This is a genomic window from Hymenobacter defluvii, assembly GCF_017589435.1.
Lineage (GTDB): Bacteria > Bacteroidota > Bacteroidia > Cytophagales > Hymenobacteraceae > Hymenobacter > Hymenobacter profundi.
This window is the reverse complement of sequence record NZ_JAGETX010000001.1, coordinates 16540-43093: the sequence shown is the minus strand read 5'-3', so window position 1 is coordinate 43093 and position 26554 is coordinate 16540. Positions and strand designations below refer to the sequence as shown.

Here is a 26554-nt window from a genome sequence, read left to right as displayed (position 1 = left end):
GCAAAGATACGGTATATAGCAAGGGCAGCTACGGCAGCGGCACCATGTCGATGGTTGCCGGGTACGTGTATTTCTGCCACAACCGAAATCCTTGTTGCAAGCAGCGCTTTAGCATTTTGCGCTCCTGTAGTCTCCAGCGCGGTATCCAGGGCTTCGTAGTAGCGTTACGAAATTCCATTCGTCCTTCCTGATTGATCTGAATGATGCCATCATTCAGGTAGAGCTTGTCAAAAACCCGGTTTCGCACTGGACTTTTCCGGTCACCATCAAATAGATTTCCTACCCCTGTACCCACGTCACTAAACATACCCCAGATAGCTAAACTCTCTTTGGGCGGAAGCTTTTGTGTCTGTTGCAGCCATTGCCGCACAAGATCTAGATCGTGCATGATGAGTTTTTCTACATACACCTGCACGCCTAGCTTTGCTGCTAACGTAACTACCTCATCCTTTGTCGAGAAAAACGGAATACGGCCTTGACTGTCTGTCCAATAAAATTCCTTATCGGGTGTATCTATCCAAAGTGCATACCTATCCTTCCCTTCCCAGCGCACCCAACTCCCGTAAAAAGTTGCTTTCTCTGTTTCCATACTTAACTATATGCTTTCTGCTTTGACAGTGACAAAGTCAGCTATTGGGTTGAGCACAAAATCAAAAGTAGCACTAACGCAGACCGTACAATTCTTGCCCCGCACAGCGGCAGCCGTAACTTGGCGCATCCAACTACTACCCTACCCGCCGCCTAAGCTACAACGTCTCACCAAACCGCATGCAGCAGCCATCAAGAAGAAAGTTTTTGAAGAATAGCACGGGCGCCCTGCTCGGCACGATGGTTCCAGGGCCTATTAACTATGTATGGGGTGCGCCCGTTGCTACCCTCACGGTGCATCCAGACCAGTCTTTAGGGGAAATATCACCCCTTATTTACGGTCAGTTCATCGAGCACCTGGGTAGGGCCATCTACGGCGGCATCTATGACGACCAGAAGCACCGCTTCCGGCCCGATGTGCTGGAAAAAGTGCGTGACCTGCACCCGCCGTTGCTGCGCTACCCCGGCGGCACCGTCACCAAAATCTACCACTGGAAAGATGGGGTAGGCAAGCACCGGCCGGTGCGCAAAAACCTGATTTGGGGCGGGCTCGACAACAACCACGTGGGCACGGACGAGTTTATGCAGTACTGCCGGCAGTTGGGGGCGGCTCCATTTCTGACCGTGAATATGTCGACGGGCACGGCCGAGGAAGCCGCCGAGTGGGTGGAATATTGCAACGGCACAGGCACCTATTACGCTACCCAACGTCAGAAAAACGGCCATGCCGCGCCCTACCAGGTGCGGTACTGGGGCCTGGGCAACGAGGAGGCCGCGAAGGAAGACGCCGGCACCCTGCAAAACCCGCAGGACTACATCAAGAAAGCCTGGTACTACGCCAAGCTGATGAAGCTGCAAGACCCGTCTATCCAGCTGATACTGGTAGGCGACAAACCCGACTGGAATCAGCAGATCTTACAGGAGCTGCACCCCATCTGCGACTACCTTTCCCTGCACCTCTACGCCAGCTCCAAGCCCGGCGACCCGGCCTCGCTGTTCACTTCCATTGCGGCCATGGAAGCCAGCATTAAAGCCACGGCTGCTCAGATCAAGGAGTATGCGCCGGCTACCGTCGAGACGTTCAGCAAGTGGTACCGCTTCCCGCCGCGGCAGCAGCCGGTGAAGATTGCCATTGATGAATGGGGCATTTGGGAAGCCGGGGGCCGCGGGGCCTACAACCTGGAAATGGACTACACCTGGAACCACGCGCTGGGTGTGGCGGCTTTTTTGAACATGTTTCAGCGCCACGCGGCGGCTATTGGCCTGGCTACCTGGGCGCAGACCGTGAACGTGCTGGCCCCCATCATGACCAACGAAACCACCAGCATCTGCCAGACCATTTACTACCCCTTGGCCTTGTACCGCAAGCTGTGTGGCCCTACCAGCGTGGCCGCCACAATTGCAGGCGCGGAGCACCTGGACGTGGCCGCCTCTACCGACGGCAAGACGCTTACCGTGGCCATTGTGCAGCCCCGCGGCCAGGCCATCGACATCCGGCTTGACGCGCCTACCACCGGCAGCTGGACGGCCCACGAGCTAACGGCTCCTTCCCTAGAATCGATGAACACGCTGCAAACGCCCGACACGAACGTGGTCAGCTACCAGAAGCGGGCCCTACCCTATGGCACCACCACCTACACCGTGGCCGGGCACAGCATTGTGCTGCTGCAAGCGCCGCTCCGGTAACCGGAGCCGTATGTGTTGCTACTTCCACTAAGCCTATGGTCTTTCCTGCTCCCGTCCGTGCGTTGCGCTATCTAGTGGTAGCGGTGCTGCTGTCTGCCTGCGCCGGCGCGCGGCAGTCGGGGCAATCGTTGCGCGTGGAAGCGGGCTACTGCGACCCGCCCCACCTCATTGCCGACGACCCAGCTTTTCTGCCCCTACCCAGTATGCAGCTCCTGCTGCGCGACAGCCTGCTATCGAAGCGGTTTTCGCAGCGCAGCTTGCTGCTGGCCAACGCGGCCGGCGTGCTGCCGCAGCTGCACGAGCTGGTGCGCCTAGAGCGCGCCACGCCCACCGGCAACGCCCGTAGCGAGCAGTACCAGGCTCAGCAGCAACGCATTCTAACGCGCTTGCTCCTCCTCTCTACCACCATTGCCAGCGTGGCCGCCGAGCTGGACTGCGAAGGCGAGCGGGCCGACCAGGTAGCCAGCTACCTCACTGAGCACGCCAACCGGCGCGAGCAGCGCCTTACGGTGCTTTCCATTGCTGTGGGGGCGGTTTCGGGCATTGCCACTACCGTACTAGAGGGGCGCACGGCGCAGTATGCTTTTGGCATTGGAGGCGGCCTGGCCACAGCTATTCTGGGCGTGCTCACGCTCACTTCAAACCCCACGGTGCTCTTCACGCATCCGCGCAATTTGCTGGCCGATATCTGGCAGGAAGCGCCGCAATCGAATGCCTACCCGCCGGCGGTGTGGTATGTGCTCACGGAGCCGGCGTTCAGTAATCAGGGGCAGTCGTCGCTGGCGCACAATGCGCGCCGCCGCTGGCAGCACTACGGCCAGCTAGAGCGCCCCGACTCCCGCAAGGGCCGGGCGCAACTGGAGCTGCTCTTCGGCGGCGGCGGACACTACGATGCCAACGCCCTGCACCTGCGGGCCGATATGCTGAACGAGTTGCAAGCCTCGGTGCGGCTGATCAATCAGGATTTGCGGGGCCTGCTGCAAGAGCTGACGCCCCCTGGGCAATAACCTACCATCAGTACAAGAAGTTATTTTCCTACCCTACTTTTTTCAGGGCATCTCTAATGGTCCTCTAATGTTACGCTTTGGGTAGGGTCGTACCTTTGTAGTGAAATTATCCGATGCTGATAGCCAACGTTTTGTCTATTATCAGCATCTAGTTACTACGCGTAGCGACGACTAGCCTATGAAGATTTTGTTGGTAGAAGATGAGCTGAAGGTGGTCACGGTCCTGAAAAAAGGATTTGAGGAGGAAGAGTATGCCGTAGATGTGGCATTTGATGGCAAAACAGGCCATTTAATGTCGCTGAGCAATCAGTACGACATCATTGTACTTGACATCAGCCTACCCATCTTCAATGGCTACGAGCTGTGCGAGCTGATCCGTCGGCGTAACGTGCACGTGCCCATCCTCATGCTCACGGCCCTGGGCACTACCGACAACAAGGTGGAAGCTTTGAACCTGGGCGCCGACGACTACGTGGTGAAGCCCTTCGAGTTCAAGGAACTGCTGGCCCGCGTGCGGGCACTCACCCGCCGCGCCAACCCCGACTACGGCCCCACCCTGCTGCAAGCCGACAACCTGGAACTGAACACCCTAACTAAGGTAGTGCGGAGCGGCGACACCCAAATTAGCCTCACGGCGCGGGAGTTTTCGTTGCTGGAACTGCTGCTGCAACACAAAAACGAAGTGCTTTCCCGCACCTACATTGCCGAGCAGGTGTGGGCGCTCAACTTCGATACGGGCACCAACGTGGTGGATGTCTACATCAACTACCTGCGCAATAAAATCGACAAGCCCTTCAAGCGCCGCCTCATCCAAACAGTCGTAGGCATGGGCTACAGTCTGCGGGATAGTGAGTAGTGAAATGGTGAAGTTGTGAGTTTGTGAAATGGTGAGTGAGAATACGGCTGTCATTCTGAGCATTCCGCGCATCAAGCGGCGACGAAGGACCCTCTCACGCTAAAACGACCAACGTTGCAACGACTTGTTCTGCGGGCATAAGGTCCTTCGCACGCTCAAGATGACAGCCGTATTTTCACTTACCACTTCACAAACTCACAACTTCACCATTTCACATATGACCATCCGAAACCGACTGGCGCTGCAATTTACCCTGCTGGTAGGGCTGCTGCTGGGAGGCGGTTTGGGCACGGTCTACTACCTTTCCTGGCAGAATACGCACAAGCTCTACGAGCAGCGCCTGCAAGAGCGCGCCTACACGGCGGCCACCCTGTTTCTGGAAGCCGACGAGCAAAGTCCGGTTAGTATAGAGCGGGCGCGCACGCGTTTTCAGCGCAACCTAAATGCAGAAGTCGTTGGTATTTACGACGATAAGAACCAGGCACGCTTTGGTACCGCGCCCAACGCGGCCTTCACCTCGGCCCTGCTGGCGCGCGTACGCCGCATTCACCACGTGAGCCAGCGCCGCCACGAGGAGCAGTTGGTGGGCATTTACTACCCCGATAACCAGGGCAACTTCTGCATCATGGTGGCGGCTGTAGACCGCTCTGGTCAGCAGCGGCTGGCGCACCTGCGCCTGGTGTCGGGTGGGGTGCTGCTGATGGGAATGATCCTGAGCTTTGTGCTGGGCCGGTGGTTTGCGCGTACGGCCCTGGCGCCTATCAGCCAGCTGGTGCACCATGCCCAGCGCGTGGGCGCATCAGACTTGCACCTGAACCTACCCGGCCCACCGCCACCCGACGAGCTGGGCGAGCTATCGGCTACCCTCGATTTGATGCTGCAACGCCTGAAGCACTCCTTTGAGCAGCAGCAGAGCTTTATCAACAACGCCTCGCACGAACTGCGCACCCCGCTCACGGCCATGATTGGCGAACTGGAAATTACGCTGGCCCGCCCGCGCCCGGCCGACGTGTACGCCGACGCGCTCCGCTCGGCCCTGGCCGATGCGCATAAGCTGAAGGAAATCATCAGCCGCCTCTTGCAGCTGGCGCAGTTGGGCTCGGGCGAGGCGCGGCTGCCGGAGGGCGGCACCGTTCGGCTCGATGAAGTGCTGTTTGAGGCCTGCGAGGAGGCTACCCTGCTACAGGAAAACAACCGGGTACGCATTACGCTAGGTGACCTGCCTGAAGACGCGACCCTCCTAACCGTGCCCGGCGACCGGCACTTGTTCCGGCTGGCGCTCAGCAACTTGATCGACAACGCCTGCAAGTTCTCGGAAGGCCCCGTATTGTGCTCCCTAGCCTACGCGCCGGGGCGGGTGACCTTTGCCATTACGGATAACGGCATCGGTATTGCGCCGGCCGATTTGCAACACGTGCGGCAGACGTTTTTCCGGGCGGCCAATGCCCACGGGTTTCGCGGGTACGGGGTAGGACTGGCTTTGGCCGCCAATATTTTCAGCCTACATGGCGCCACACTGGAAATAGAATCGGAGTTGCACAAAGGCACCACCATGCGTGTGGTGCTGGCGGTGTAATGCGGGAAAATCGGTGGGTCATTGCTAGGGTGTAGAGACGCATACTTGCGTCTTGTCGTTGAACGATTTCGGCCATCTGGCGCGGGCGACGAGACGCAAGTATGCGTCTCGTCGCCGTTCAATAGGTAACGCAAACGGCTCTAAGGGTACCGGCTTGGCACTTGGTTAGAGACGCTGGAGGGTAGGCGTTTCGTGGCTGCCACTCTAATCTGATTCTAATACACTTCTAATAAGCTTATAATTTCTGCCCCCTATATAGCTGGTAATTTTGCATTGTCCTTTGGATCCCCTCCCAAGATCATGCAAATACACCTGTTTATTAGCGTTTTACTAATCAGCCTGCTTGGTATTTTACCGAGCCGCGCGCAGTCGCCGGCATTGCCAGGGTCGGCAATGGCCTCGGTTGCTACCGATACCTTGGCGCTTACCCTACCCCAGGCTGAAGCCGCCTTCCTGAATACCAACTTTGCCTTGCTGGCCGAGCGGTTCAACATTCCGGCGGCCCAGGCCGACGTGGTGCAGGCCCGCTTGTTCGACAACCCGGAAATCTCGCTGGAGCGCAACCTGTTCAACCCCTACAACGGCCGTTTCTTCGAAGGCAACGAGGATCGGTTTCAGGTGGTGGGCGGTATCGAGCAGCTGATTCAGCTGGGTGGCAAGCGTCGCAAAGCTGTTGACTTTGCCCGCACCGGCGTGGCCATTGCCGAGCTGGAGTTTACCGACCTGGTGCGCACGCTGCGCTACGAGCTGCGCGAAAACTTCGTGACGCTGTTCTATCGCCAGCAAACGCAGGCCATGTACGCCCGGCAGATCGACGCCTTGCAGCAGACGCTCAACATCACGCAGCGCCAGTACCAACGCGGCAACGTGGCCCTAAAAGAGGTAGTACGCCTGAAAACGCAGCTATTCGAGTTGGAAAGCGAGCTGAAAGACCTGCGCAACGACATCTCCGAAGACCAAGCCGAACTGAACCTTCTGCTGGGCAGCCGCCAGCCGCGCTACCTGCGCCCCGCCCTACCCGCCACGGCTCCTAACAGCCTGCGCCTGAACACGCTCCCGCTCGCGCAGGCCCTGGAAACGGCCCGCGCCAACCGTCCCGATCTGCAAGCTGCCGCCGCCACCGTGCAACAGCAGGAGCAGAACGTGCGCCTGCAAAAAAGCCTGGCCGTGCCCGACCTGAACGTGGGCACGTTCTACGACCACAATGGCGCTGTGGGCAAGCACTACACCGGCCTCACGGTGGGCATGCCCCTACCCCTGTTCAACCGCAACCAGGGCGGCATCAAGCTGGCCGAGGCGCAGCGCCAGGGTAGCGAGCAAGCTCTTAATCAGCAGGAAGCGGCTGTAGTGAACGAGGTGACGCAGGCCTACCGCAAAGCCCAGGAAGCCGAGCGCATTTCCGATGCCTTCCCGCCCGAGTACTTCACCGATGCCGATGAGCTGCTCGACGGTGTGCTGCGCAGCTACCAGCGCAAAGCCATTGGCCTGCTGGAATTCCTCGACTTCCTGGACTCCTATAAATCAGGCGTCATTCAGCTAAACCAGAGCCGCGCCGAGCGCCTCAACGCCTTCGACAAGCTCAATGAGCAGCTTGGCCAGCAGGTGTTTAACTACTAACTCTACTCCGGTTACCCCACCCCCGGCCCCTCCCCTCCGGGAGAGGGGTGCCAGACGACTGATTTGCCAGAACGCACCCCTCTCCCGGAGGGGAGGGGCCGGGGGTGGGGTCAACCTTTGAACTTCTATGCAACTCCCTTCCTACTTTTCTATGCGCCACTTTACCCTGAGCCTGCTGCTGGCAGCCAGCCTCGCGGCCTGCTCGGAGCACAACCCCGACGCGCCCGCGGCTGCCACTGCGGCATCTGTGCCCGTTGTTTCCGATTCGCTGCTGGCGCGCATCACGCTGGATACCGTGCGCCAGCGTCCCGTGATTAACGAGCTGAAGCTCACCGCCAAAATTGCCTACGACGAGTCGCGGGTGAACAAGGTGTTTCCGCTGGTGGGCGGCATCGTGACGAAGGTGAACGTGTCGCTGGGCCAGTACGTGAAGGCCGGGCAGGTGCTGGCCGAACTGGAAAGCACCGACATTGCCAACTTCCGCTCCGAGTCGACCACGGCCACGGTGGAGCTGGCCAAGACCCGGCAGGAACTGGCTTCTACCAAGGAACTGTACGAAGACGGTCTGGCCTCGGCGCGCGAGTACCAGCTGGCCCAGCAGGAAGTGCGCCGCGCTCAGGCGGAGGTGCAGAAAAACCGGCAGATTGGCACTATATACGGCACCCAGCAAACCCAGGGCGCCGCGCGCTACCTGGTGAAGGCACCAGCAGCGGGCTTTGTGGTGGAAAAAACCGTGAACCCACGCACCCAGCTGCGCTCCGACAACGACCAGCCGATGTTCGTCATTTCGGACCTGGACACGGTGTGGGCGCTGGCCAGCGTGTACGAAGACGATATTTCCCGCGTGCAACCTGGCACTGCGGCCGTGGTACGCACCCTAGCCTACCCCAACGAGCCCATCGAGGGCAAAATCGACCCGGCCTTCAGCTCCCTCGACCCCGACAGCCGCGTGCTGACGGTGCGTGTGCCCTTGCAAAACCCCGGCAACAATCTGAAACCGGAGATGTTCGCCACCGTCACAGTGTCGGCGCCCACGGGGGCCAGCAAGCTCAGCGTGCCGTCGTCGGCGCTGGTGTTTGAGCGCAGCCGCAGCTACGTGCTCGTGTTCCGCGACCGGGAGCACATCGAAACCCGCAACGTGGAAACCACCGGCATCGCCGGCGGCTACACCTACCTCAACGGCGGCGTAGAGCCCGGCGAACGGGTCATTTCGCGCAACGCGCTGCTGCTCTTTCATACACTGAATCAATAGTTTCTTTTAGCTGCTAGCTATTGGCTGTTAGCTGATAGCTAGCAGCTTGAAAGACGGCTTGGCAGCTAACAGCTAAAAGCCAGCAGCTAACAGCTAAATAATCATGCATAAATTCATCCACGGCATTCTGGGGTTTTCGCTCCGGAACCGCTACTTCATTTTCTTCTGCACGGCCCTGGTGGTGGCGGCGGGGCTGTATAGCTACCAGCGCACGCCCATTGATGCCTTCCCGGACGTGACCAATACGCAGGTCACGATTATCACGCAGTGGCCGGGGCGCTCGGCCGAGGAAATCGAGAAGTTTATTACGCTGCCCATTGAGGTAGCCCTGAACCCTGCTCAGAAGAAAACCAACATTCGCTCGACTACCCTCTTCGGGCTGTCGGTGGTGAAGGTGGTGTTCGACGACGATGTGGACGACGCTTTTGCCCGCGTGCAGGTCAACAACCTGCTACCCTCGGCTGAGTTGCCCGAGGGCATCGACCCCGAAGTGGAGCCGCCCTACGGCCCTACCGGCGAGATTTTTCGCTATACCCTAGAAAGCGAGAAGTACGATGTGCGCGAGCTGAAAACCATTCAGGACTGGGTGATTGACCGGCGCATCAAGGCCGTGCCCGGCGTGGCCGATGTGAACAGCTTCGGCGGCGAGGTGAAGAGCTACGAAATCAGCATCAACCCGCGCCGTTTGGCTGAGTACGACATCACGCCCTTGGACGTGTACGAGTCGGTGGCGCGCTCCAACATCAACGTGGGCGGCGACATCATCGAGAAAAACGACGAGGCCTATGTGGTGCGCGGCATTGGGCTGCTGGGCACGATGGAGGACATTCGCACCATCATCATTAAGAATGTCAATGGCACGCCCATTCTGGTGCGCAACGTGGCCGAGGTGCGCGAGTCGGCCCTACCCCGCCTGGGCCAGGTAGGCCTGGATATGAACCCCGACGTGGTGGAAGGCATTGTGGTGATGCGCAAGGGCGAAAACCCCTCGGAAGTCATTAAGCGCCTGAACGATAAGGTAGATGAGCTGAACGACAAAATTCTGCCGGCCGGCGTGAAAATCCGCACGTTCTACAACCGCGAAACGCTCATCGGCTTTGCCGTGGGCACGGTGCAGCACAACCTAGTGGAGGGCATTGTGCTGGTAACGCTGGTGGTGCTGCTGTTTATGGCCGACTGGCGCACCACGGTGGTGGTGTCGGTGGTGATTCCGCTGGCTTTGCTGTTTGCCTTTATCTGCCTGCGGCTGAAGGGCATGAGTGCCAATCTGCTGAGCATGGGCGCCATCGACTTCGGTATCATTGTGGATGGCGCGGTGGTGATGGTGGAGGGCATCTTCGTGGCCCTCGACCACCTGGCGCACAAGGTAGGGATGGCGAAATTCAACCGCCTGGCCAAGCTGCGCCTCATCCGCAAGACCGGCACCGAGATGGGCAAAACCATCTTCACGGCCAAGCTCATCATTATCACCGCCCTCCTACCCATTTTCTCCTTCGAGAAGGTAGAGGGCAAGATGTTCTCGCCCCTGGCCTGGACGCTCGGCTTTGCCCTGCTGGGCGCCCTTATCACCACGCTCACGCTGGTGCCGGTGCTGGCGAGTATGCTGCTGAATAAGAACGTGCGGGAGAAGAACAACCCGTTTATCAACTTCGTGACGCGCAACAGCCTGCGTATTTTCCGGCGCGTGTACCGCAACAAGGCCGTGAGCCTGGGCTTTGCGGCCGTGTGGCTGGTAGTAGGTATCGGGGCATTTCGGCTGCTGGGCACCGAGTTCCTACCCCAACTCGACGAAGGCTCGCTGTACGTGCGCGCCTCACTGCCGATGAGCATTTCGCTGGAAAAATCGGTGGAGCTGACGCAGGAAATGCGCAAAACGCTGGGCTCATTCAACCAAGTGAAGCAGGTGCTCAGCCAAACCGGCCGTCCCAACGACGGCACCGACCCCACGGGCTTCTACAACGTGGAGTTTCACGTGGACACCAAGCAGCTACCGGAGCTGAAAAAACCAGCCTACCGCGAAGCCCTCATCGACAGCATGCAACACAAGCTGCACGCCATTCTGCCCACGGTGGTGTTCAACTTCTCGCAGCCTATTCAGGACAACGTGGAGGAAGCCGTATCGGGCGTGAAGGGCTCCATTGCGGTGAAGATTTTCGGCGACGACCTACCCTTCATCGACCAGAAAGCCGACAGCGTGTACGCCATTCTGAAAGGCGTGCGCGGCATTGAGGACCTGGGCGTGGTGCGCAACCTGGGCCAGCCCGAACTGCACGTGGAGCTGGATGAGCAGCGCATGGCCCGCTACGGCGTGAGCAAAGCCGACGCCAACGCGGTGGTGGAGTTGGCCATCGGCGGCAAGGAGGCCTCGCAGCTTTACGAGGGCGAACGGCGCTTCAGCATCCGCATTCGCTACCAGCCCGAGTTCCGCAAAACCGAGGAGGAAATTGGCCGCCTGATGGTGCCTACCCTCAACGGCTCGCAGATTCCGCTGCGCGAAATTTCCTCTATCAATCTGCTCACCGGTCCGTCGCTCATCTTCCGCGACGACACCGAGCGGTTCATCGCCATCAAGTTCTCGGTGCGTGGCCGCGATATGGGCTCTACCATTGAGGAGGCGCAACAGAAAGTGAATGCGCAAGTGCCCCTACCCAAGGGCTTTTCCTACGCCTGGGCCGGCGACTTCGAAAACCAGGAGCGCGCCACCCAGCGCCTGGCCGTGGTGGTGCCCATCTCGCTGCTGCTGATTTTCTTCATCCTATTTGTGCTGTTCGGCAACATGAAGGACGCCGGACTGGTGCTCCTGAACGTGCCCTTCGCCATTACGGGCGGCATTGCGGCCCTGCTGCTTACGGATACCAATTTCAGCATCTCGGCCGGTATTGGCTTCATCGCCCTGTTCGGTATCTGTATCCAAGACGGCGTGATTCTGATTACCGTCTTCAAGCAGAATATTCTGAAGAAAATGCCGCTGGATGATGCTATTTACGAGGGTGTTACCTCGCGTATCCGGCCGGTGCTGATGACGGCCATGATGGCGGCCATCGGTCTGTTTCCGGCGGCTATTAGCACTGGCATTGGCTCCCAGACGCAGAAGCCACTGGCCATTGTGGTGATTGGCGGGTTGGTGACTTCCACCATCCTCACGCTGTTCATTTTCCCGCTGATTTTCGAGCGCACACACCAAGGCTACCGTCGTCGCCAGGAAAAATTGGCTGCGGGCTAGTCTCTGGCGCCTACCCCCAACGCCGAGTAGTATGCGTAGCTACGCGTACTACCCGGCACTGTCTTGCAACACCTTCCGCCTCTAACTTTCTAGCACTATGATTCTTGCCCCTTTCGTCTTCCTACCGCCTTCCTTGCAAATGCAGGTTGCCGGCACGCTCCGCGCCGAAGTTGACGCCCACCCCAATGCCCCCGACACCGCCACGGATTGGGTAGCGCTGCTCAAGGCCGTGAATCCGGTGCTGCGTTGGAGCCCCGCCAGCAACAGCCTGGAGCTATCCGACGACAGTTGGCAGCAACTGCTTCACTACGCCGCGCCCTCGTTGCACACTGCCTCGGCCTCGTCGGCGCAGTAAAAAGTAGCCGGAAAGTTGTTCGCATTGCTCATTGAACGGTGTACAGACGCATACTTGCGTCTCGTCGTTGCACGATTTAAGCGGCCGACGTTCAACGACATTGTACAGGTAGTCAACCCAAACAGCCTATAAACAACCAGAAATGTCCCTTTTCAGCATCATATAGCTCCACTGCAGTGAGAATAGTTGGACGAAAAAGGGTATTTAAACTGAAAAATATAACAATTCCGTAAAGACTAGAGAATATCCAAGTAATCCTGAAAAAGGAAGTTTGAGGTAGCTCCAAGTAGCTGATTATCAGCAGAGCGCCACCGGGCATTTTGTCCAGTAAAAGGCGGCTTCATTTTTACGGATTTGTGTTGATGGATTTATCTTCTAGCCTACAACTACCCCTACCCACCACCCGCCTTTTACGCTTGCGGCGGGTAGCGTTTCCGCTGCTGCGGCAGCTGGCACAGCTGCGCCAGTTGCAGCGCCTGTATAATGAGGTAGAGAACTGCTCGGGCCTGGAATTTGTGGCGGCGGTGCTCACGCAGTTGCGCATTGAGGTGCGCGTAGAAGCCGCCGAGTTGCGCCGCCTGCCCACCACGGGTGCCTTTGTGGCTGTGGCCAACCACCCCAGCGGCCTGCTCGATGGGCTGGTGCTGCTGCACGTGCTGGGCAAGGTACGCCCCGAGCTGCGGGCCGTAGCCAACGAGGCCCTGGCGCCCTTACTGACCCAGCTACGCGAGCATCTTGTACTGGTGAAGCCCGATGCAGGACAGTTTCAGCGCAACGTGCCCAGCGTGCGGAAGCTGCTCCGGTTTCTGCAAAATGACGTGCCCCTGCTGCTGTTTCCGGCGGGTGCCGTGGCCCACCGTACTACCCCCTTCGGGACGGTAGCAGAACCGGAATGGAACCCGACGGCCGAGCGCCTGCTGGTGGCCGCCCACGTACCCGTACTACCTGTTTGGGTGAGCGGTCAAAACAGCCTGTCGTTTAGCTGGCTGGGGCTATTGCACCCATTGCTGCGCACGTTGCGCCTACCGGCCGAGCTCCTCAACAAGCAAGGCACCACGGTGCACGTGCGCCTAGGGCGCCCCTTGCTTCCCACAGAGCAGCAGCGTTTTGCGCAGACCGAGCTACTACCCTTTCTGAAGGCGCAGGTGCACGCCTTGGGTTCGGCAATGGCGGCACCTACCGTGGCCCTACCCTGCGCCCCGCCCGTAGTGGCCGAAACCTGCGCCACCCTAATCGCGAACGAACTAGCCGCCCTACGACCTAAGCGCCGCGTGCTGGTGAGCGGCCCGTGGGAAGTGTACGTAGCCAAAAGCCGTGAAATACCCAACGTACTCCGCGAAATTGGCCGGCTGCGCGAGTTGACATTCCGGGGCATTGGCGAAGGCACACAGCAGCCCACCGACCTCGACTCCTACGACACCTATTACCGCCACCTATTTCTCTACGACCGGCGGGCGGGCTGCCTGGTAGGAGCCTACCGCGTGGGGCCGGGCCGCAACATTCTGCGCCAGCACGGCCGGCGCGGGTTCTATTTGCATTCGTTGTTTCGGCTGAAGAAAGGGCTGAAGCCGCTGCTGAGCGAGTCGCTGGAGCTGGGCCGATCGTTTGTGCGGCCCGAGTACCAGCAGCAGCCCCTACCCTTGCTGCTACTCTGGAAAGGCATTGCCGCCTACCTCGCAGACCACCCCGAGTACCGCTACCTGATTGGCCCCGTGAGCATTAGCAACAATTTCTCACCCGTGTCAAAAGCGGTGATGGTGGATTTCATCCGTCGGCATTGCTTCGATGAGGAACTGGCGGCCCACGTGCAGCCGCGCAAGCAGTTCCGCTACCGTCCCCTCACCGGCGATTCCGACACAACGGCCACCCTGCAACAAGGCCTCGACAGCGTGGAGGCACTCAACCAACTGATCGGGGCGCTGGAACCCAGCGGCCTGGGCGTGCCGGCGCTGCTGCGGCACTACATCCGCCAGAATGCCCGTTTCGTGGGCTTCAACCTCGACCCCGCGTTCAGCAACGTCCTCGACGGCTTCGTAGTCCTCGACGCCTACGATCTCCCCGAGCGCACGCACCGTTTGCTGGAACGGGGGTAAAGTTTAGCGGTTAGCTGATGGCTGTTAGCTGATAGCTTTCCGTTGAATAAAAGCTATCAGCTAACAGCCATCAGCTAACCGCTAAATCTATATTATATATGACACAACCGTAACGCCCCCATAACACCTAATTCATAGTAGAACAGGACCTTTGAGTTGAATCAACGGACTGACGCTATGCATGCTCCCACCACGATTCCGCTCCTGCGCCGGCTATTGAGCTGGCTGGGCTATGTGCTGTTCCAGCTGGTGCTGGTGGTGCTCTACGGCCTGCACCTCATTCGGGCGTTTCGTTCACCGTTTCGGGCCAACGAGCTGCCGCCTCGCCAACTGCGCCCCCGTTTCTGGGCCCGACCGGCTATCGGATGAGTAAGGCCACGCCCCGTCGCCGGCTTGATGTCGTCGTTATTTCCGACGTGCACCTGGGCACCTACGGCTGCCACGCCGCCGAGCTGCTGCGCTACCTACGCAGCGTGCGACCCAAAGTACTGGTGCTCAACGGTGATATTGTTGACATCTGGCAGTTCAGCAAAAACTACTGGCCCCCGGCGCACATGCGCGTGGTGCGCCACCTGACGGGCTTGCTGGCGAAGGGCACCCGCATTCACTACCTCACCGGCAACCACGACGAGCTGTTACGCCGCTTTGCCGGCACGCGCCTCGGGGCGCTTTCCATTGCCAACAAGGTAGTACTAGACCTGCCCCACGGCAAAACCTGGCTGTTTCACGGCGACGTGTTCGACGTAACCATGCGCCACGCCCGCTGGCTGGCCCGACTGGGCGCCCACGGCTACGACACGCTGATTTTGCTGAATCGCTTGGTCAATTTTTTACTGGCGAAGGTAGGCCGGCCGCGGGTGGCGCTGTCGAAGGCGGTGAAAAACCGGGTGAAGGGAGCCGTGAGTTTGATGGGCGACTTTGAGCAGACCGCCGCTACCATCGCCGCCGACGCGGGCTACCGCTACGTGGCTTGCGGGCACATTCATCAGCCTACCATCAAACCAGTGCACACGGAGCGCGGGGAGGTAACCTACCTCAACTCCGGCGACTGGGTAGAGAACCTGACGGCCCTGGAGTACACCGCCGCCACCGGCTGGCAGCTCTACCACTACGCCCTCGACCCCGCCATGCAGCTACCGGCCCTCCCCGACCCCGACGACCTGGATACCGACGATACCCGGCTCACAAACCTGTTGGCTGAATTCAACATACCGCAGGGGTAAGTAGAGACGCATACTTGCGTCTCATCGTCCGCACCGCTTGGCCGTAATCGTTCAACAACGAGACGCAAGTATGCGTCTCTACATCGCATTCTGATAATCAACACGCTTCTATGCCCCGCATTCTCTACGCTATCCAAGGCACCGGCAATGGTCATCTGAGCCGCGCCCTTGATATCGTGCCTTTGTTGCAAGAACGCGCCAGTCACCTCGACGTGCTGGTAAGCGGACCTGCTACTGACATTTCCCTACCCTTCCCGGTGCAGTACCGCTGCCACGGCATGGGCTTCATCTTTGGCAAAAAAGGCGGTATCAACTTCGCCAAAACGTTTTGGCAACTGAACTCGGCGGCCTTCGTGCGCGAGTTGCGTGCGCTGCCGCTGGATAAGTACGATGTAATTATCAGCGACTTTGAGCCAGTTTCGGCGTGGGCGTGCCGGCTACACCACCGGCCATGCGTGGCGCTGAGTCACCAGAGCGCCGTGCTGCACCCGGCCGCACCCCGCCCCAAGCGCCCCGATCCGGTGGGTAGGGCAGTGCTGCGGCACTACGCGCCTGCCACGGCCCACTACGGCTTTCACTTTGCGGCGTATGCGCCCGGCATTCATACGCCCGTTATCCGGCGGCAAGTGCGGGAGCTAGTGCCCGAGCAGCGTGAGCACTACACGGTGTATTTGCCTGCTTTTGAGGAAGAATTGCTGGTGACGAGGTTGCGCTACCTAAGCCGCACCGTACGCTGGGAGGTGTTCTCGAAACACAGCACCCGCGAGGCCGAGTACGGCAACGTGCGCGTGCGCCCCGTGAGCGGCGCGGCCTTCACCCAAAGCCTGGCGCACAGCGCGGGCGTGCTCTGCGGCGCCGGCTTCGAAACGCCTGCCGAGGCCCTATACTTGGGCAAGAAGCTGTTGGTGGTGCCTATGAAGAACCAGTACGAGCAAGCCTGCAACGCCGCCGCGCTGGCCAAAATGGGCGTACCCGTCGTTAAAAATCTGAAAGACAAGCACCTCGACGCGCTCGACCATTGGCTGCTCCAGGGCCGCCCCATCCCCGTGCACTACCCCGACGAGACCAGTCGCATTCTGGATACTCTGCTGCAAGAGCACGCGCCCGTGTCTGCGCCTACTATCTTTATATAGAGTGGTTTCGGAGACGCTGTGCACGGTGTAGAGACGCATACTTGCGTCTCGTCCTTGCTGATGTTGTTGTAACCGCGCAGGTATGAATAGTCTTGGTCGTTCAACGACGAGACGCAAGTAGGCGTCTCTACACCGTGCAACGGTCATTTAGTTTGATGCAAACAGCTTCTGAAGGTATTGCCTTCCCATCGTTTCGTTCATGAGTACCTTACCCACTGCGTTTTTCCCCTCAACCACTCCACCGCTTTACTCCCGCCCCGATTTTGGGCCGGATTTTCAGTGGGGTGTGTCGACGGCCGCCTACCAGATAGAAGGTAGCTGGAATGCCGAAGAAAAGGGCTGGAGCATCTGGGATGCGTTTGTGCGCGGCCGCCGCGCCATCAAAGGCCGCGAAACCGCCGACGTAGCCTGCGACTTCTACCAGCGCTGGCCCAGCGACCTGGACCTTATGCAGCAGTTGGGCATTCCCAACTTTCGCTTCTCAGCGGCTTGGTCGCGGGTGCTGCCCGCGGGAACCGGCCCAGTAAATAACAAAGGGTTAGATTTTTACGACCGCCTGGTGGATGGCTGCCTGGCCCGCGGCATCACGCCCTGGCTCACCGTGTATCACTGGGATTTGCCCCTGGCCTTGCAGCAGCAAGGCGGCTGGACCAACCGCGCGGTAGTGGGCTGGCTGGCCGACTACGCCCAGGTGCTGGCCCGCCGCCTCGGCGACCGGGTGCAGCACTGGATGGTGCTCAACGAGCCCATGGTTTTTACTGGAGCGGGCCATCTGTTGGGCATTCATGCGCCGGGCCGGCGCAGTCTGGGCGCGTTTCTGGCCGCTACCCACCACGCCACGCTGGCCCAGGCCGAAGGTGGCCGGGCGCTGCGGGCAGCGTTGCCTGCTTCTGCCCAAATTGGCACTACCTTCTCGTGCTCCTACCTTACGCCCTGGCGGCCAGGCCTGCCCCGCGACGAGCGGGCCACCCGCCGCGCCGATGCCATTCTCAACCGCCTGTTTGTAGAGCCTACCCTGGGCCTAGGCTACCCCACCACCGAGGCGCCCTTGCTCAACCGCTTGGAACGCTACATGCAGCCCGGCGACGAGGAACGCCTCCCCTTTGCGTTTGACTTTTGGGGAGTGCAGAATTACACCCGCGAGGTGGTGCGGCACTCGCCCTACGTGCCGCTGCTGTGGGCCAACCTGGTAGGTGCGGCCCGACGCGGCGTGCCCTACACGCAAATGGGCTGGGAAGTATTTCCCGAAAGCCTGTACCACATGCTCCGGCAGTTTAGCGCGTATCCGCAGGCCCCGCGTCTACTGGTTACCGAAAACGGCGCAGCCTTCCCCGATGTAGTAACCTCTGATAAGCAAGTACACGACGTAGCCCGCCAAGCCTATCTGCAAGCCTGCATCGGGCAGGTGTTGCGGGCCCGGCGCGACGGCGTGCCTGTTGAGGGTTACTTCGCGTGGTCTTTCACCGACAACTTTGAGTGGGCCGAAGGCTACGAGCCGCGCTTCGGCCTGGTCCACATCGACTACGCTACCCAGCAGCGCATTGTTAAGGACTCGGGCTGGTGGTATCAGCAGTTGCTAGCAGGCGAGACAGTTGCCACTACTCCTACTTTTAGCAGCGCCGCAGAGCAGCCGTCTATCTATTGATTGGTCTTTATAACCAAGCTATTCAAGAAGCCTCTAGACGGTCATTCCTAAACCCTTTTAACGCCATCCGCCCTTTGTTCCAGCCGCTTCTAAAACAAAACCCCGACGTTGCAGCGTCGGGGTTTTTCGTTGAAAAAGCACTGGTGTCATTCACCTAGCACCCTGCTTTTTCCGGTGGCAAAATTGCCATTCTTGTATGACGCCTGTGTGAAGCTCAGATTAATCTATGTAGAAGTTAGTACCCTGTATTCTGCTTCAGCTGACCGTTCAGCGTCAGCTCCGTAGTTGGAATGGGGTAGATACGGCGGTAGGTTTCGGCATTGGTTTTCATGCCCTGTCCCCACACCGATTCCCACTTGCCGAAGCGGATCAGGTCGTTGCGGCGCCAGCCTTCCCAAGCCATTTCGCGGCTGCGTTCCTCAAACAACGTGTTCAGGTCCACCGTGGGTAGGGCCGGCACCTGGGCGCGGGTGCGGATCTGGTTTACGAGGTTCTTGGCCGTGGCGCCGTCGGGGTCCTGGCCGCCGCGCAGGATGGCTTCGGCTTTCATCAAGAGCACATCAGCGTAGCGGAACAGCACCAGGTCGTTGCCCTGGTCGCGGGAGGTGGAGGACTTGTCGGGGTAGTATTTGATGTTGCGCGTGCCCTGGGCTTTGCCCAACTCGTCGTTGCCGACGTCGAACTTGGCTGCGTCGCGGAAGGTGAGGCGGTCCGATAGCTCCAGGTGGTAGCTGATGGCGGCGTTGCCATCGGCGCCGGTGTAGCGCGAGTCGAGGCCCTTCTTGGTGGTGGCAATCAGGATGGGCGTACGGCCGTCGTTGAGGTACTGCTTGCCGGCCAGCCACTGCTGGTTGCGGGTGTCGGTGGGCTCTTTGTAGAGGGCGTAGAACTCAGGCCAGGTCAGGCTGGCGTTGCTGGGCGTAAAGAGCAGGCCGAACTTGTCCTTCATCTGCTGGTGCAAGGCAAAGCGCGACATCATATTGCCCTGCGCCAAATTGGCATCAAACGGCACGGCAAAGATGATTTCCGCTACCTGCGGCCCATTTTCCACCGCAAACACATCCAGATAGTTAGCGGCCAGGCTGTACTTTTTGCCTTTGATGATGGCGTTGCACGCCGCAATGGCCTCGGTGTAGCGCGGCTGCCCAATGTATACCTCCGCATTGAGGTAGAGCTTGGCCAGCAAGGCCTGGGCCGTGCCTTGGGTAGGGCGGCCGTAGGTCTGGGCCGACACGGTGGCCGACAGGTTGGGTAGGGCCGCCTTCAACTCGCTTTCAATGTACTCGAACACCTGTTGGCGGGTAGCATTCGTCGGCTGCTCGGTGCTGCCAAACTCCGGCACCAGCGGAATATTGCCGTACAGGTCCATCATCAGGTAGTAGTACAGCGCCCGCATCGTGCGCAGCTCGGCCGTAAACTGCGTCTTGAAATCGCCATCAGCTGTATTCTGAAACAAGGCCAGGGTGCGGTTGCAGGTGCTGATGCCGCTGAAACCCCACTCCCACGCCGTGCGCACAAACTGGTTTTGGGGGTCCCAGGTGTGTAGGCTGAGCTGCTGGTAACGGGCACCGTCGTAGTAGTTGCCGTTGCGGGCTACAATCACGGCTTCGTCGGTGCTGAGTTCCTGGAGGTTCCAGTAGGCCTTCGCCACTTCGTCGCGCATCTGACTGTACACTGGCCCCGAGGCGGCAATAAACTGCTCGGGCGTGGTGAGGAAGTTACTGGGCGTGTATTCCGATTCGATGGGCGCATCAAGGTCGGTGCAGCCGGCCGAGAACAGCAGGGCCGTGAGGGCGCCGGCCAGGGGAAGACGTATAATTTTCGTAGTCATGGGTAGTCGATGGTTGTGTGGACCCCACCCCCGGCCCCTCCCCTCCGGGAGAGGGGTGCCAGTCGTCAGCTGTTAGCTACCAGCTAGTACCTACTAGCTTTTGTTGAACGAAGCTAACGGCTAACAGCTATCAGCTAATAGCTCTGATAAAGGCTCCCCTCTCCCGGAGGGGAGGGGCCGGGGGTAGGGTCTCGCTTAAAATTCCAGGTTCACGCCCAGCACGTAGGAGCGGGTTTTGGGGTAGAAGTTGTTGTTGTCGAGGCCGGGCGTGAGGCCGCCCAGGTTCATCTCGGGGTCGATGCCGCGGTATTTGGTGAGGGTGAACAGGTTCTGGGTGGTGATGTACACGCGGGCGCGCTTCACATACTCGTTCTGGATGGGCAGATTGTAGCCCAGCGTGGCGTTGTCGAGGCGCAGGTAGGCGCCGCTTTCCAGGTAGCGGTCGGAGTAGTAGTTGGCGCGGTTGTCGTTGTAGGGCTCGTTCAGCGAAAAGACCGGCAAGTTGTTGGCCGTGGATTGAGCCGGAATGTTCTGGTTGGCCAGCGTGGCGTTCAGAATCTTGTTGCCCGTCACGCCGCGCAGGAAGAAGTTGAGGTCCAGGCGTTTCCAGCTCACGGTGTTGCTCACGCCGTAGAGCAGTGTGGGCTGGGCGTTGCCCTGGTAGCGGTAGTCGGCCAGGGTAGGCGAGCCGGTGGTGGTGCCGTCGGCCTTATAAAACAACGACAAGCCGTTCTCATCGCGGCCCGCGTACTCGGGCAAAAAGAACTGCCCGATGGGGTAGCCCGTTTTCACGATTTGCGTGGAAATGCCGCTCTGGCCCGAGCCGCCGGGGTAGGCCGTGTACACCTGGTCGAGGCGGAACTGGTCGTTGGCGAGCTTCTCTACCTTGTTCACGTTGTGGGCCAGGTTGCCGCTCACGGTCCACTGAAAATCAGCCGTTTGCACGGGCGTCGCGTTCAACGTCAGCTCTACCCCGCGGTTGCTGATTTCGCCCACGTTGGCGTAGAGCGTGTTCACGAAGTACTGCGTCGTCGAGACGGGGTAGTTCCAGATCAGGTCGGAGGTGCGCTTGTCGTACACCTCCACCGTGCCGCTGAGGCGGTTGCCCAGCAGGCCGAAGTCCAGCCCTACGTTCAGCATGGCCGTCGACTCCCACTTCAAATCGGGGTTGGGGTTCTGCGTGGGGCCGATGGCCTTGATGAAGCTGCCGTTATAATAGAAGGTGCCCACGCTGCTGTAGCGCTGGGTGGCAATCAGCGGGTCGAAGCCCAGGGAGTTGCCGGTGATGCCGTAGCCCACACGCAGCTTCAACTCGGTGAGCTTGTTCTGACCCGCCAGAAAATCTTCGCGGGCGATGTTCCAGGCTAGCGAGGCCGCCGGAAACGTGCCCCAGCGGTTGTTCTGCCCAAATGCCGACGATCCATCGCGCCGCACCGACACTTGCAGAAAGTAGCGGTCCAAGAGGCCGTAGTTCACGCGGGAGTACAGCGAAATCAGCCGCAGGGTAGAAATGCCCAGGCTGTAGCCGGCAATGGCCGCGTCGTAGTTGGGCGTCACGCCGTTGGGGTTGCCCAGGCCTAAGTTGTTGTAGCCCAGCTGGTCCGACACAAATCCGCGGGTATCGGTCTGGAAACCATCGCCGTTTTTATCCTCCTGCCAGGAGTAGCCCACCAGCAGCTTCAGGTCGTGGGTGGTGGTGTTGAGTGGGTTGTAGGTCAGGTAGTTTTCCAGAATCTTGCGGGTGTTTTCCAGGCTGTAGCGCCGGGCCAGGCCCTTGGCCGCCAGGCCGGTCACGTTGTTGGCGTTCGGCACCGGCGACTCCCGGCTCTGGTAGGCCCCGCCCTTCACCGACTCATTCTGCATGCTCAGGCTGAGCGTGTTGGTGAGGTTGGGTAGGATGGTGAGCTGGGCGCTGGCGTTGCCGAGCAGGGTGTTGATTTTGCGCTCCTCGCTGTTCTGGTTCAGCAGCGCCACCGGGTTGTAGTACTGCGTGCGCGTCAGATTTTCCTTGTAGGTACCGTCGGGGTTTTGGATGTTGGTGGTAGGCAAATGGTTGAACATGTTGCGGTACACCAAGTCCGAAATCAGGTGCTGCGTGAGCAGGGAGTTGGTCAGCGTGAAGCGCAGTTGCAACTTATCCTTCAGCGTTTTCTGATCGAGGTTGATCTTGCCGATAATCCGCTCGCTGTCGGAAGTCTTCATCACGCCCTGGCGCTTGAAGTAGTTGACGCTGGCGTTGAAAGCCGACTTCTCGGAGCCGCCGCCATAGCTGATGGTGTGGTTGTGGCTGATGCCGGTGCGCATCACCTCCTTCTGCCAGTCGGTGTTGGTGCCCTCGTCGTTGTCGGCGGGGCTGAGGCTCTTACCGTTGGCCTCCAGGTAGTTGCGCAGCTGGTCGCCACTCAGCATGTCGATGGTATTCGACACCTGCTCTACCCCCACGTAGCCGCTGTAGGTCACGGCTGCGCTGGGCTTCTGCCGCCGCGTGGTGATGATGATAACACCGTTGGCGGCCCGCGCCCCGTAAATGGCGGTGGCCGAGGCATCTTTCAGCACATCAATGCTCACAATATCGTCGGGCGCTACCAGGTTGATAGAGGCTGCCGGCACGCCGTCAATCACATAAAACGGCTCCTGCGCCTGCCCCGTCCGCAACGACGACGCCCCGCGCAGTACCACCGTGGGCGTGGCGTTGGGGTCGCCGCTGCGGGTGATGTTCAGGCCGGCCACCTTGCCTTGCAGCACTTGGTCGGGGGTAGCCACCACGCCGCGGTTGAACTCACGCGGCTCCACGTTGGTGATGGAACTGGTCACCTCGCCCTTTTTCACCGCGCCGTAGCCAATCACCACCACGTCGTTGAGCAGCTTGTTATCCTCGGACAAGGCCACGTCGATGCTGGTTTGCTCGCCTACCGTCACTTCCTTAGCCACGTAGCCCATAAAGGAGAAAACCAGCGTCGTGGCTTCCTCGGGCACCACCAGGGCGTAGCGGCCCTCGGCGTCCGTCACGGTGCCGGTGGAGGTACCCTTGGCCATCACCGTGACGCCGGGTAGAGCCGTGCCCGAACGGGCATCCGTGATGCGGCCCTTCACCTCCCGCGCCGCTTTGCGCGGGGTGCTGGGCGCAGGCGGGGCCGTGTCAGGTGTCAGAATGATAACGCCCTGGGTTTCTTCCAGGTGCAGGGGCGTGCGGCGCGTCATCTGCCGGATGATGTCGCCTACCTTGGCCGCCCGGAACTCGGCCGCTTCCACGCGGGCCTGCTGCACATCGCGGGCTTCGTACACAATGTTGACGCCGGTTTCGCGCTGGAGGCGCTGCAAGGCCGTCGCCAACGACCCCGCCGGTACGGCGAAGTAGGCCACTTCGGTAGTGGCTTTCTGGGCAAACCCCAGGTGGGGCAGCGTGGTGGTGGCCCCCAGCAGGGCGCCCGTGAGCAGCAGCCGGCGGCCGCGCTGCCGGCAATACGTCAAGAAGTCGAGGTGTAGCATAAAAGGTCGGTTTTGGGCAAGGCGTGGCCCGGCAGGCTGGTTTGCCCGAGGGTGAAAAGCAGGAAAAGGAAGTGCTACTGCGGCCCTACTCTACCCGGTAGGTAGTGGCCGAAACTTTGGTGATGCGCAGGTGGTGGCGCTGCAACAGCACATTGAGCACGTCGGTAATCTGGTCGGCGGAGAGCTTCGGGTCCAGTGTGCCCGAGAGGGCCACGGCCGGCACCCCGGGCCGCACCTGAAACCGCACGGGGTAGTAGTTTTCCAGCAGCAGCAGAATTTCGGGCAAGGAGGCTTGCGCAAACGTCAGCAACTGGCTGGTAGGCAGGGCGTCGGTGTATTCGTTGTGGGTAAGCGTATGTTGTTGATTATTCGATGTATAGACAAGCTGATCGTGCGGGTGCAGCACGCCCAGCACGGTATCTTGGCGGGCTACCTGCACCCGGCCGGTGCGCACCAGCACGGTAGTAGCCAGGAGCTGGGGGTAGGCCTTTACCAGGAAAGATGTGCCCAGCACCTTCACCGCCACTTTGCCCGTGCGCACCACAAAAGGCTGCCGTGGATTTTTAGTGACGGCGAAAAACGCTTCGCCGCACAGTTGCACGGCGCGCACGGCACCAAAGCGGGTCGCGCACGTCAGCTCCGAGCGTGGCCGCAGCCACACGTGGCTGCTATCGGGAAGCACGATTTCGCGCTGCTCCCCTACCCCCGTGGCGTAGTGCAGCTCGCCTGGCAACGAGCGCCACCACGCCACAGCGCCCAGCAGCAACAGCGGCACCAGCACTGCCGCCATCCGCAGGGCCGGCCACAGCGGACGAACCCGCGCCACCGGCTGCGTACGGGCCTGGATTCCCGCCAGAATCCGGGCCCGCCGCGCCGCGTCTGCTTCCTGATCGATGAGCGCGTCATCGTCGGGGGTAGCAGCTACCAGCGCATCCAGCCACTGCTCCCGTTGCTGCTCAGCTGGTTGCGAAGTGAGGCGGCTTCGCAGGTAGCGTTGCAGGCGGGAAGGCAGGCGACGGAAGCGGGAATGCGAGTGCTTCATAAGAGAGTTGCACAAGCCCGCGGCAGTAACCATCCGCCAGGCCCGATGTAACGAAAGCTTAATATTCGAGGAGGGATACCTCACCCCTAGGGGGCGGGGGAGCCTAGTAGGCAGCAACGATTATACAAGAAACTATCTGTGTTACTTACTGCACGGTGTAGAGACGCATACTTGCGTCTCGTCGTTGAACGATTTCGTGCATATGGCGCAGACGACAAGACGCAAATATGCGTCTCTACACCATTTCGGCCACCTTTTTAGCTAAACCAAACAGCTCCGGAACTACCGGTATTTCTTGTTGGATTTAGAACTCAGTACCTCCACGATGGGCTGGCCGGTGCAGGCGCTGGGTAGCTTGCTACCTACCAGCAGAGCAGCGGTGGGGGCAATGTCGGTGATGGAGTGGGGTTCGTAGCTGATGCCGGGCGCGATGCCGGCCCCAAACCACAGTAGGGGCACGTGGCTATCGTAGAGGTAGCCCGAGCCGTGGGTGGCCCCTACCCCCAGCTCCCAGGTCCAGCCGGGTTCCAGCTCGAAGCGCACATCACCAAAGCGCTTGTAATAGAGGCCATTCTGAAGCTTCTTTTCGAGGAACGCGCCGGTGCTGCTGGTGAGCAGCTGCGTGGTGGTATTCACCTGGGCAATGCCGTCTTGGTCGCGGAGGTAGTCGGCCAGGAGGTTTTGCACGCGGGCCAGCTCCAGCTTGCGGCTGGCAATGAGGGGGCGGTTGAGGTAGTACATGTTGTTGCGTTCCATCTCAATCCACTGGCCTGGCCCTAGCTGCTGGGTGAGGTAGGCTGCTGCGCCCTGGTTGAGGGTAGCGTGGTGCTGTGCGCCGCTGGGGGCGTGGTGCTGGGCCAGGTACTTTGGCACTTCGCTGGCGCCGTGGTCGGCGGTCAGGAAGATGGTGTAGTTGCCCTTGCCCACGGTTTTGTCGAGGGCTTGCAGCAGGCGCGCAATTTCCAGGTCGAGGCGCAGGTAGAGGTCGTTTTCTTCCTTGGAAAGCGGCCCGAAGGTATGGCCCACGGCATCGGGGCTGGAGTAGCTGATGGCCAGCAGATCGGGCACGTCGTCGCGGCCCAGGTCGGTGCTGGCGAGGGCCGCCAGGGCCAGGTCCGTGAGCAGGTTGTCGCCGAAGGGCGAGACGTTGACCGCCTCGTAGGCCGGCGGATTTTGCGGGGCCAGCTTGCCCAGCTCGTAGGGAAAGGTAGCGGCGATTTTACCCTTGAATATTTTCTCGTAGGCGTTGGAATCGGCCACGCTGTTGAGGTAGGCCTCGGGGCCGCGCAGGGGCGTCCAGGTTTGCTGGCGGTAGTAGTCGGCCTTTTTCTGGGCGTTGAAGTCGGCTACCCATTTGGGCAGCGTGGGCATGTAGTAGGTGCTGGAAATGAAGTCGCCGGTGTTGATATCGAACCAGAACGCGCCATCGGCCATGTGCCCGGCCGGCAGCGCCGATGCCCGGTCCTTCAGCGACAACGCAATCACCTTGCTACGGCCATTTGACACCATCTTCATCTCGTCGCCCAGGGTGGTGCTCACCTGATTGCGGGCCGAAACGCCCATGCTCTTGGTGGTCGTGCCCACCAGTTGCACGGTGGAGTCGTCGGTGCAATACACGTCGTGGCGTAGGCGCCTATCGTACCACGAGTTGCCCACAATGCCGTGGTAGCGCGGCGTGGTGCCCGTGTACACCGAGGAGTGACCCGGCCCCGTTACGGTCGGGATGTAGTTGTAGTGGGTGTTGCGGCACTGAAACCCCTCGCGCAACAGACGCTTGAAACCGTCGTTGCCCATTTGGTCGAGGTAGCGCGGCAGGTAATCGGCCCGCATCTGGTCGACCATGATGCCCACCATCAGCTTGGGCTTTTTGGTGCCTTGGGCGAGCAAAGCAGGGGCGCTACCTAGCAGGAGCGCAGAAAGAACTAGTTTTCGGAACAT

The 26554-nt window shown here is 60.2% G+C and carries 18 protein-coding genes; 13 read left to right on the top strand and 5 right to left on the bottom strand.

The genetic code is table 11. The annotated features are described in order from the left end of the window. Positions 1-28: 28 nt before the first annotated feature. Positions 29-589 carry a hypothetical protein gene (locus tag J4D97_RS00145; RefSeq protein WP_208305866.1) on the bottom strand — a complete coding sequence of 187 codons (561 nt, stop codon included), beginning with the start codon at positions 587-589 and terminating at the stop codon, positions 29-31. 179 nt (positions 590-768) lie between these two features. Here J4D97_RS00145 and J4D97_RS00140 point away from each other — a divergent pair, with 179 nt between their 5' ends. The 13 genes from J4D97_RS00140 to J4D97_RS00080 all read left to right on the top strand — a co-directional run bounded on the left by J4D97_RS00140 (position 769) and on the right by J4D97_RS00080 (position 18254). Continuing rightward, positions 769-2274, top strand: coding sequence for an alpha-L-arabinofuranosidase C-terminal domain-containing protein (locus J4D97_RS00140; protein WP_208305865.1), 1506 nt, complete (start codon positions 769-771; stop codon positions 2272-2274). Between the two features lie 35 nt (positions 2275-2309). Further along, positions 2310-3281: a hypothetical protein gene (locus J4D97_RS00135; RefSeq protein WP_243900067.1), complete on the top strand. Its 972-nt coding sequence runs from the start codon at positions 2310-2312 to the stop codon at positions 3279-3281. 178 nt (positions 3282-3459) lie between these two features. Continuing rightward, on the top strand, positions 3460-4137 hold the full coding sequence (locus tag J4D97_RS00130; RefSeq protein ID WP_185283010.1) for a response regulator transcription factor: 678 nt from the start codon (positions 3460-3462) through the stop codon (positions 4135-4137). A 217-nt stretch (positions 4138-4354) separates the two neighbouring features. Continuing rightward, positions 4355-5713 (top strand): HAMP domain-containing sensor histidine kinase, encoded by a 1359-nt coding sequence (locus J4D97_RS00125; protein ID WP_208305864.1) that lies wholly within the window; start codon positions 4355-4357, stop codon positions 5711-5713. Between the two features lie 393 nt (positions 5714-6106). Next, entirely contained in the window at positions 6107-7330 is a 1224-nt protein-coding gene (locus J4D97_RS00120) for a TolC family protein (protein ID WP_208305863.1), read from the top strand. Positions 7331-7481: 151 nt separating this feature from the next. After that, entirely contained in the window at positions 7482-8582 is a 1101-nt protein-coding gene (locus tag J4D97_RS00115) for an efflux RND transporter periplasmic adaptor subunit (protein ID WP_208305862.1), read from the top strand. A 103-nt stretch (positions 8583-8685) separates the two neighbouring features. After that, a complete protein-coding gene (locus J4D97_RS00110) occupies positions 8686-11805 on the top strand; it encodes an efflux RND transporter permease subunit (RefSeq protein WP_208305861.1) in 3120 nt (1039 codons plus the stop codon). 97 nt (positions 11806-11902) lie between these two features. Continuing rightward, complete coding sequence (locus tag J4D97_RS00105; RefSeq protein WP_208305860.1) at positions 11903-12160, top strand: hypothetical protein; 258 nt, start codon at positions 11903-11905, stop codon at positions 12158-12160. A gap of 362 nt (positions 12161-12522) precedes the next feature. Next, positions 12523-14253 (top strand): lysophospholipid acyltransferase family protein, encoded by a 1731-nt coding sequence (locus tag J4D97_RS00100; RefSeq protein WP_208305859.1) that lies wholly within the window; start codon positions 12523-12525, stop codon positions 14251-14253. A gap of 177 nt (positions 14254-14430) precedes the next feature. Beyond that, positions 14431-14622: a hypothetical protein gene (locus tag J4D97_RS00095; protein ID WP_185283004.1), complete on the top strand. Its 192-nt coding sequence runs from the start codon at positions 14431-14433 to the stop codon at positions 14620-14622. After that, positions 14619-15476, top strand: a complete 858-nt coding sequence (locus J4D97_RS00090; protein WP_208305858.1) for a UDP-2,3-diacylglucosamine diphosphatase — start codon at positions 14619-14621, stop codon at positions 15474-15476. Before J4D97_RS00095 ends, J4D97_RS00090 begins: the two co-directional genes overlap by 4 nt. Positions 15477-15586: 110 nt before the next feature. Next, complete coding sequence (locus tag J4D97_RS00085; protein ID WP_208305857.1) at positions 15587-16609, top strand: glycosyltransferase family protein; 1023 nt, start codon at positions 15587-15589, stop codon at positions 16607-16609. Positions 16610-16808: 199 nt separating this feature from the next. Next, a complete protein-coding gene (locus J4D97_RS00080; RefSeq protein ID WP_208305856.1) occupies positions 16809-18254 on the top strand; it encodes a GH1 family beta-glucosidase in 1446 nt (481 codons plus the stop codon). Positions 18255-18489: 235 nt separating this feature from the next. Here the strand turns inward: J4D97_RS00080 and J4D97_RS00075 are convergent, their stop codons facing one another. The 4 genes from J4D97_RS00075 to pafA all read right to left on the bottom strand — a co-directional run bounded on the left by J4D97_RS00075 (position 18490) and on the right by pafA (position 26554). Further along, complete coding sequence (locus tag J4D97_RS00075; protein ID WP_208305855.1) at positions 18490-20085, bottom strand: RagB/SusD family nutrient uptake outer membrane protein; 1596 nt, start codon at positions 20083-20085, stop codon at positions 18490-18492. Positions 20086-20280: 195 nt separating this feature from the next. Continuing rightward, positions 20281-23574, bottom strand: a complete 3294-nt coding sequence (locus J4D97_RS00070; RefSeq protein ID WP_208305854.1) for a SusC/RagA family TonB-linked outer membrane protein — start codon at positions 23572-23574, stop codon at positions 20281-20283. Between the two features lie 85 nt (positions 23575-23659). Then, positions 23660-24616, bottom strand: coding sequence for a FecR family protein (locus J4D97_RS00065; protein WP_208305853.1), 957 nt, complete (start codon positions 24614-24616; stop codon positions 23660-23662). 282 nt (positions 24617-24898) lie between these two features. After that, positions 24899-26554: an alkaline phosphatase PafA gene (gene pafA, locus J4D97_RS00060; protein ID WP_208305852.1), complete on the bottom strand. Its 1656-nt coding sequence runs from the start codon at positions 26552-26554 to the stop codon at positions 24899-24901.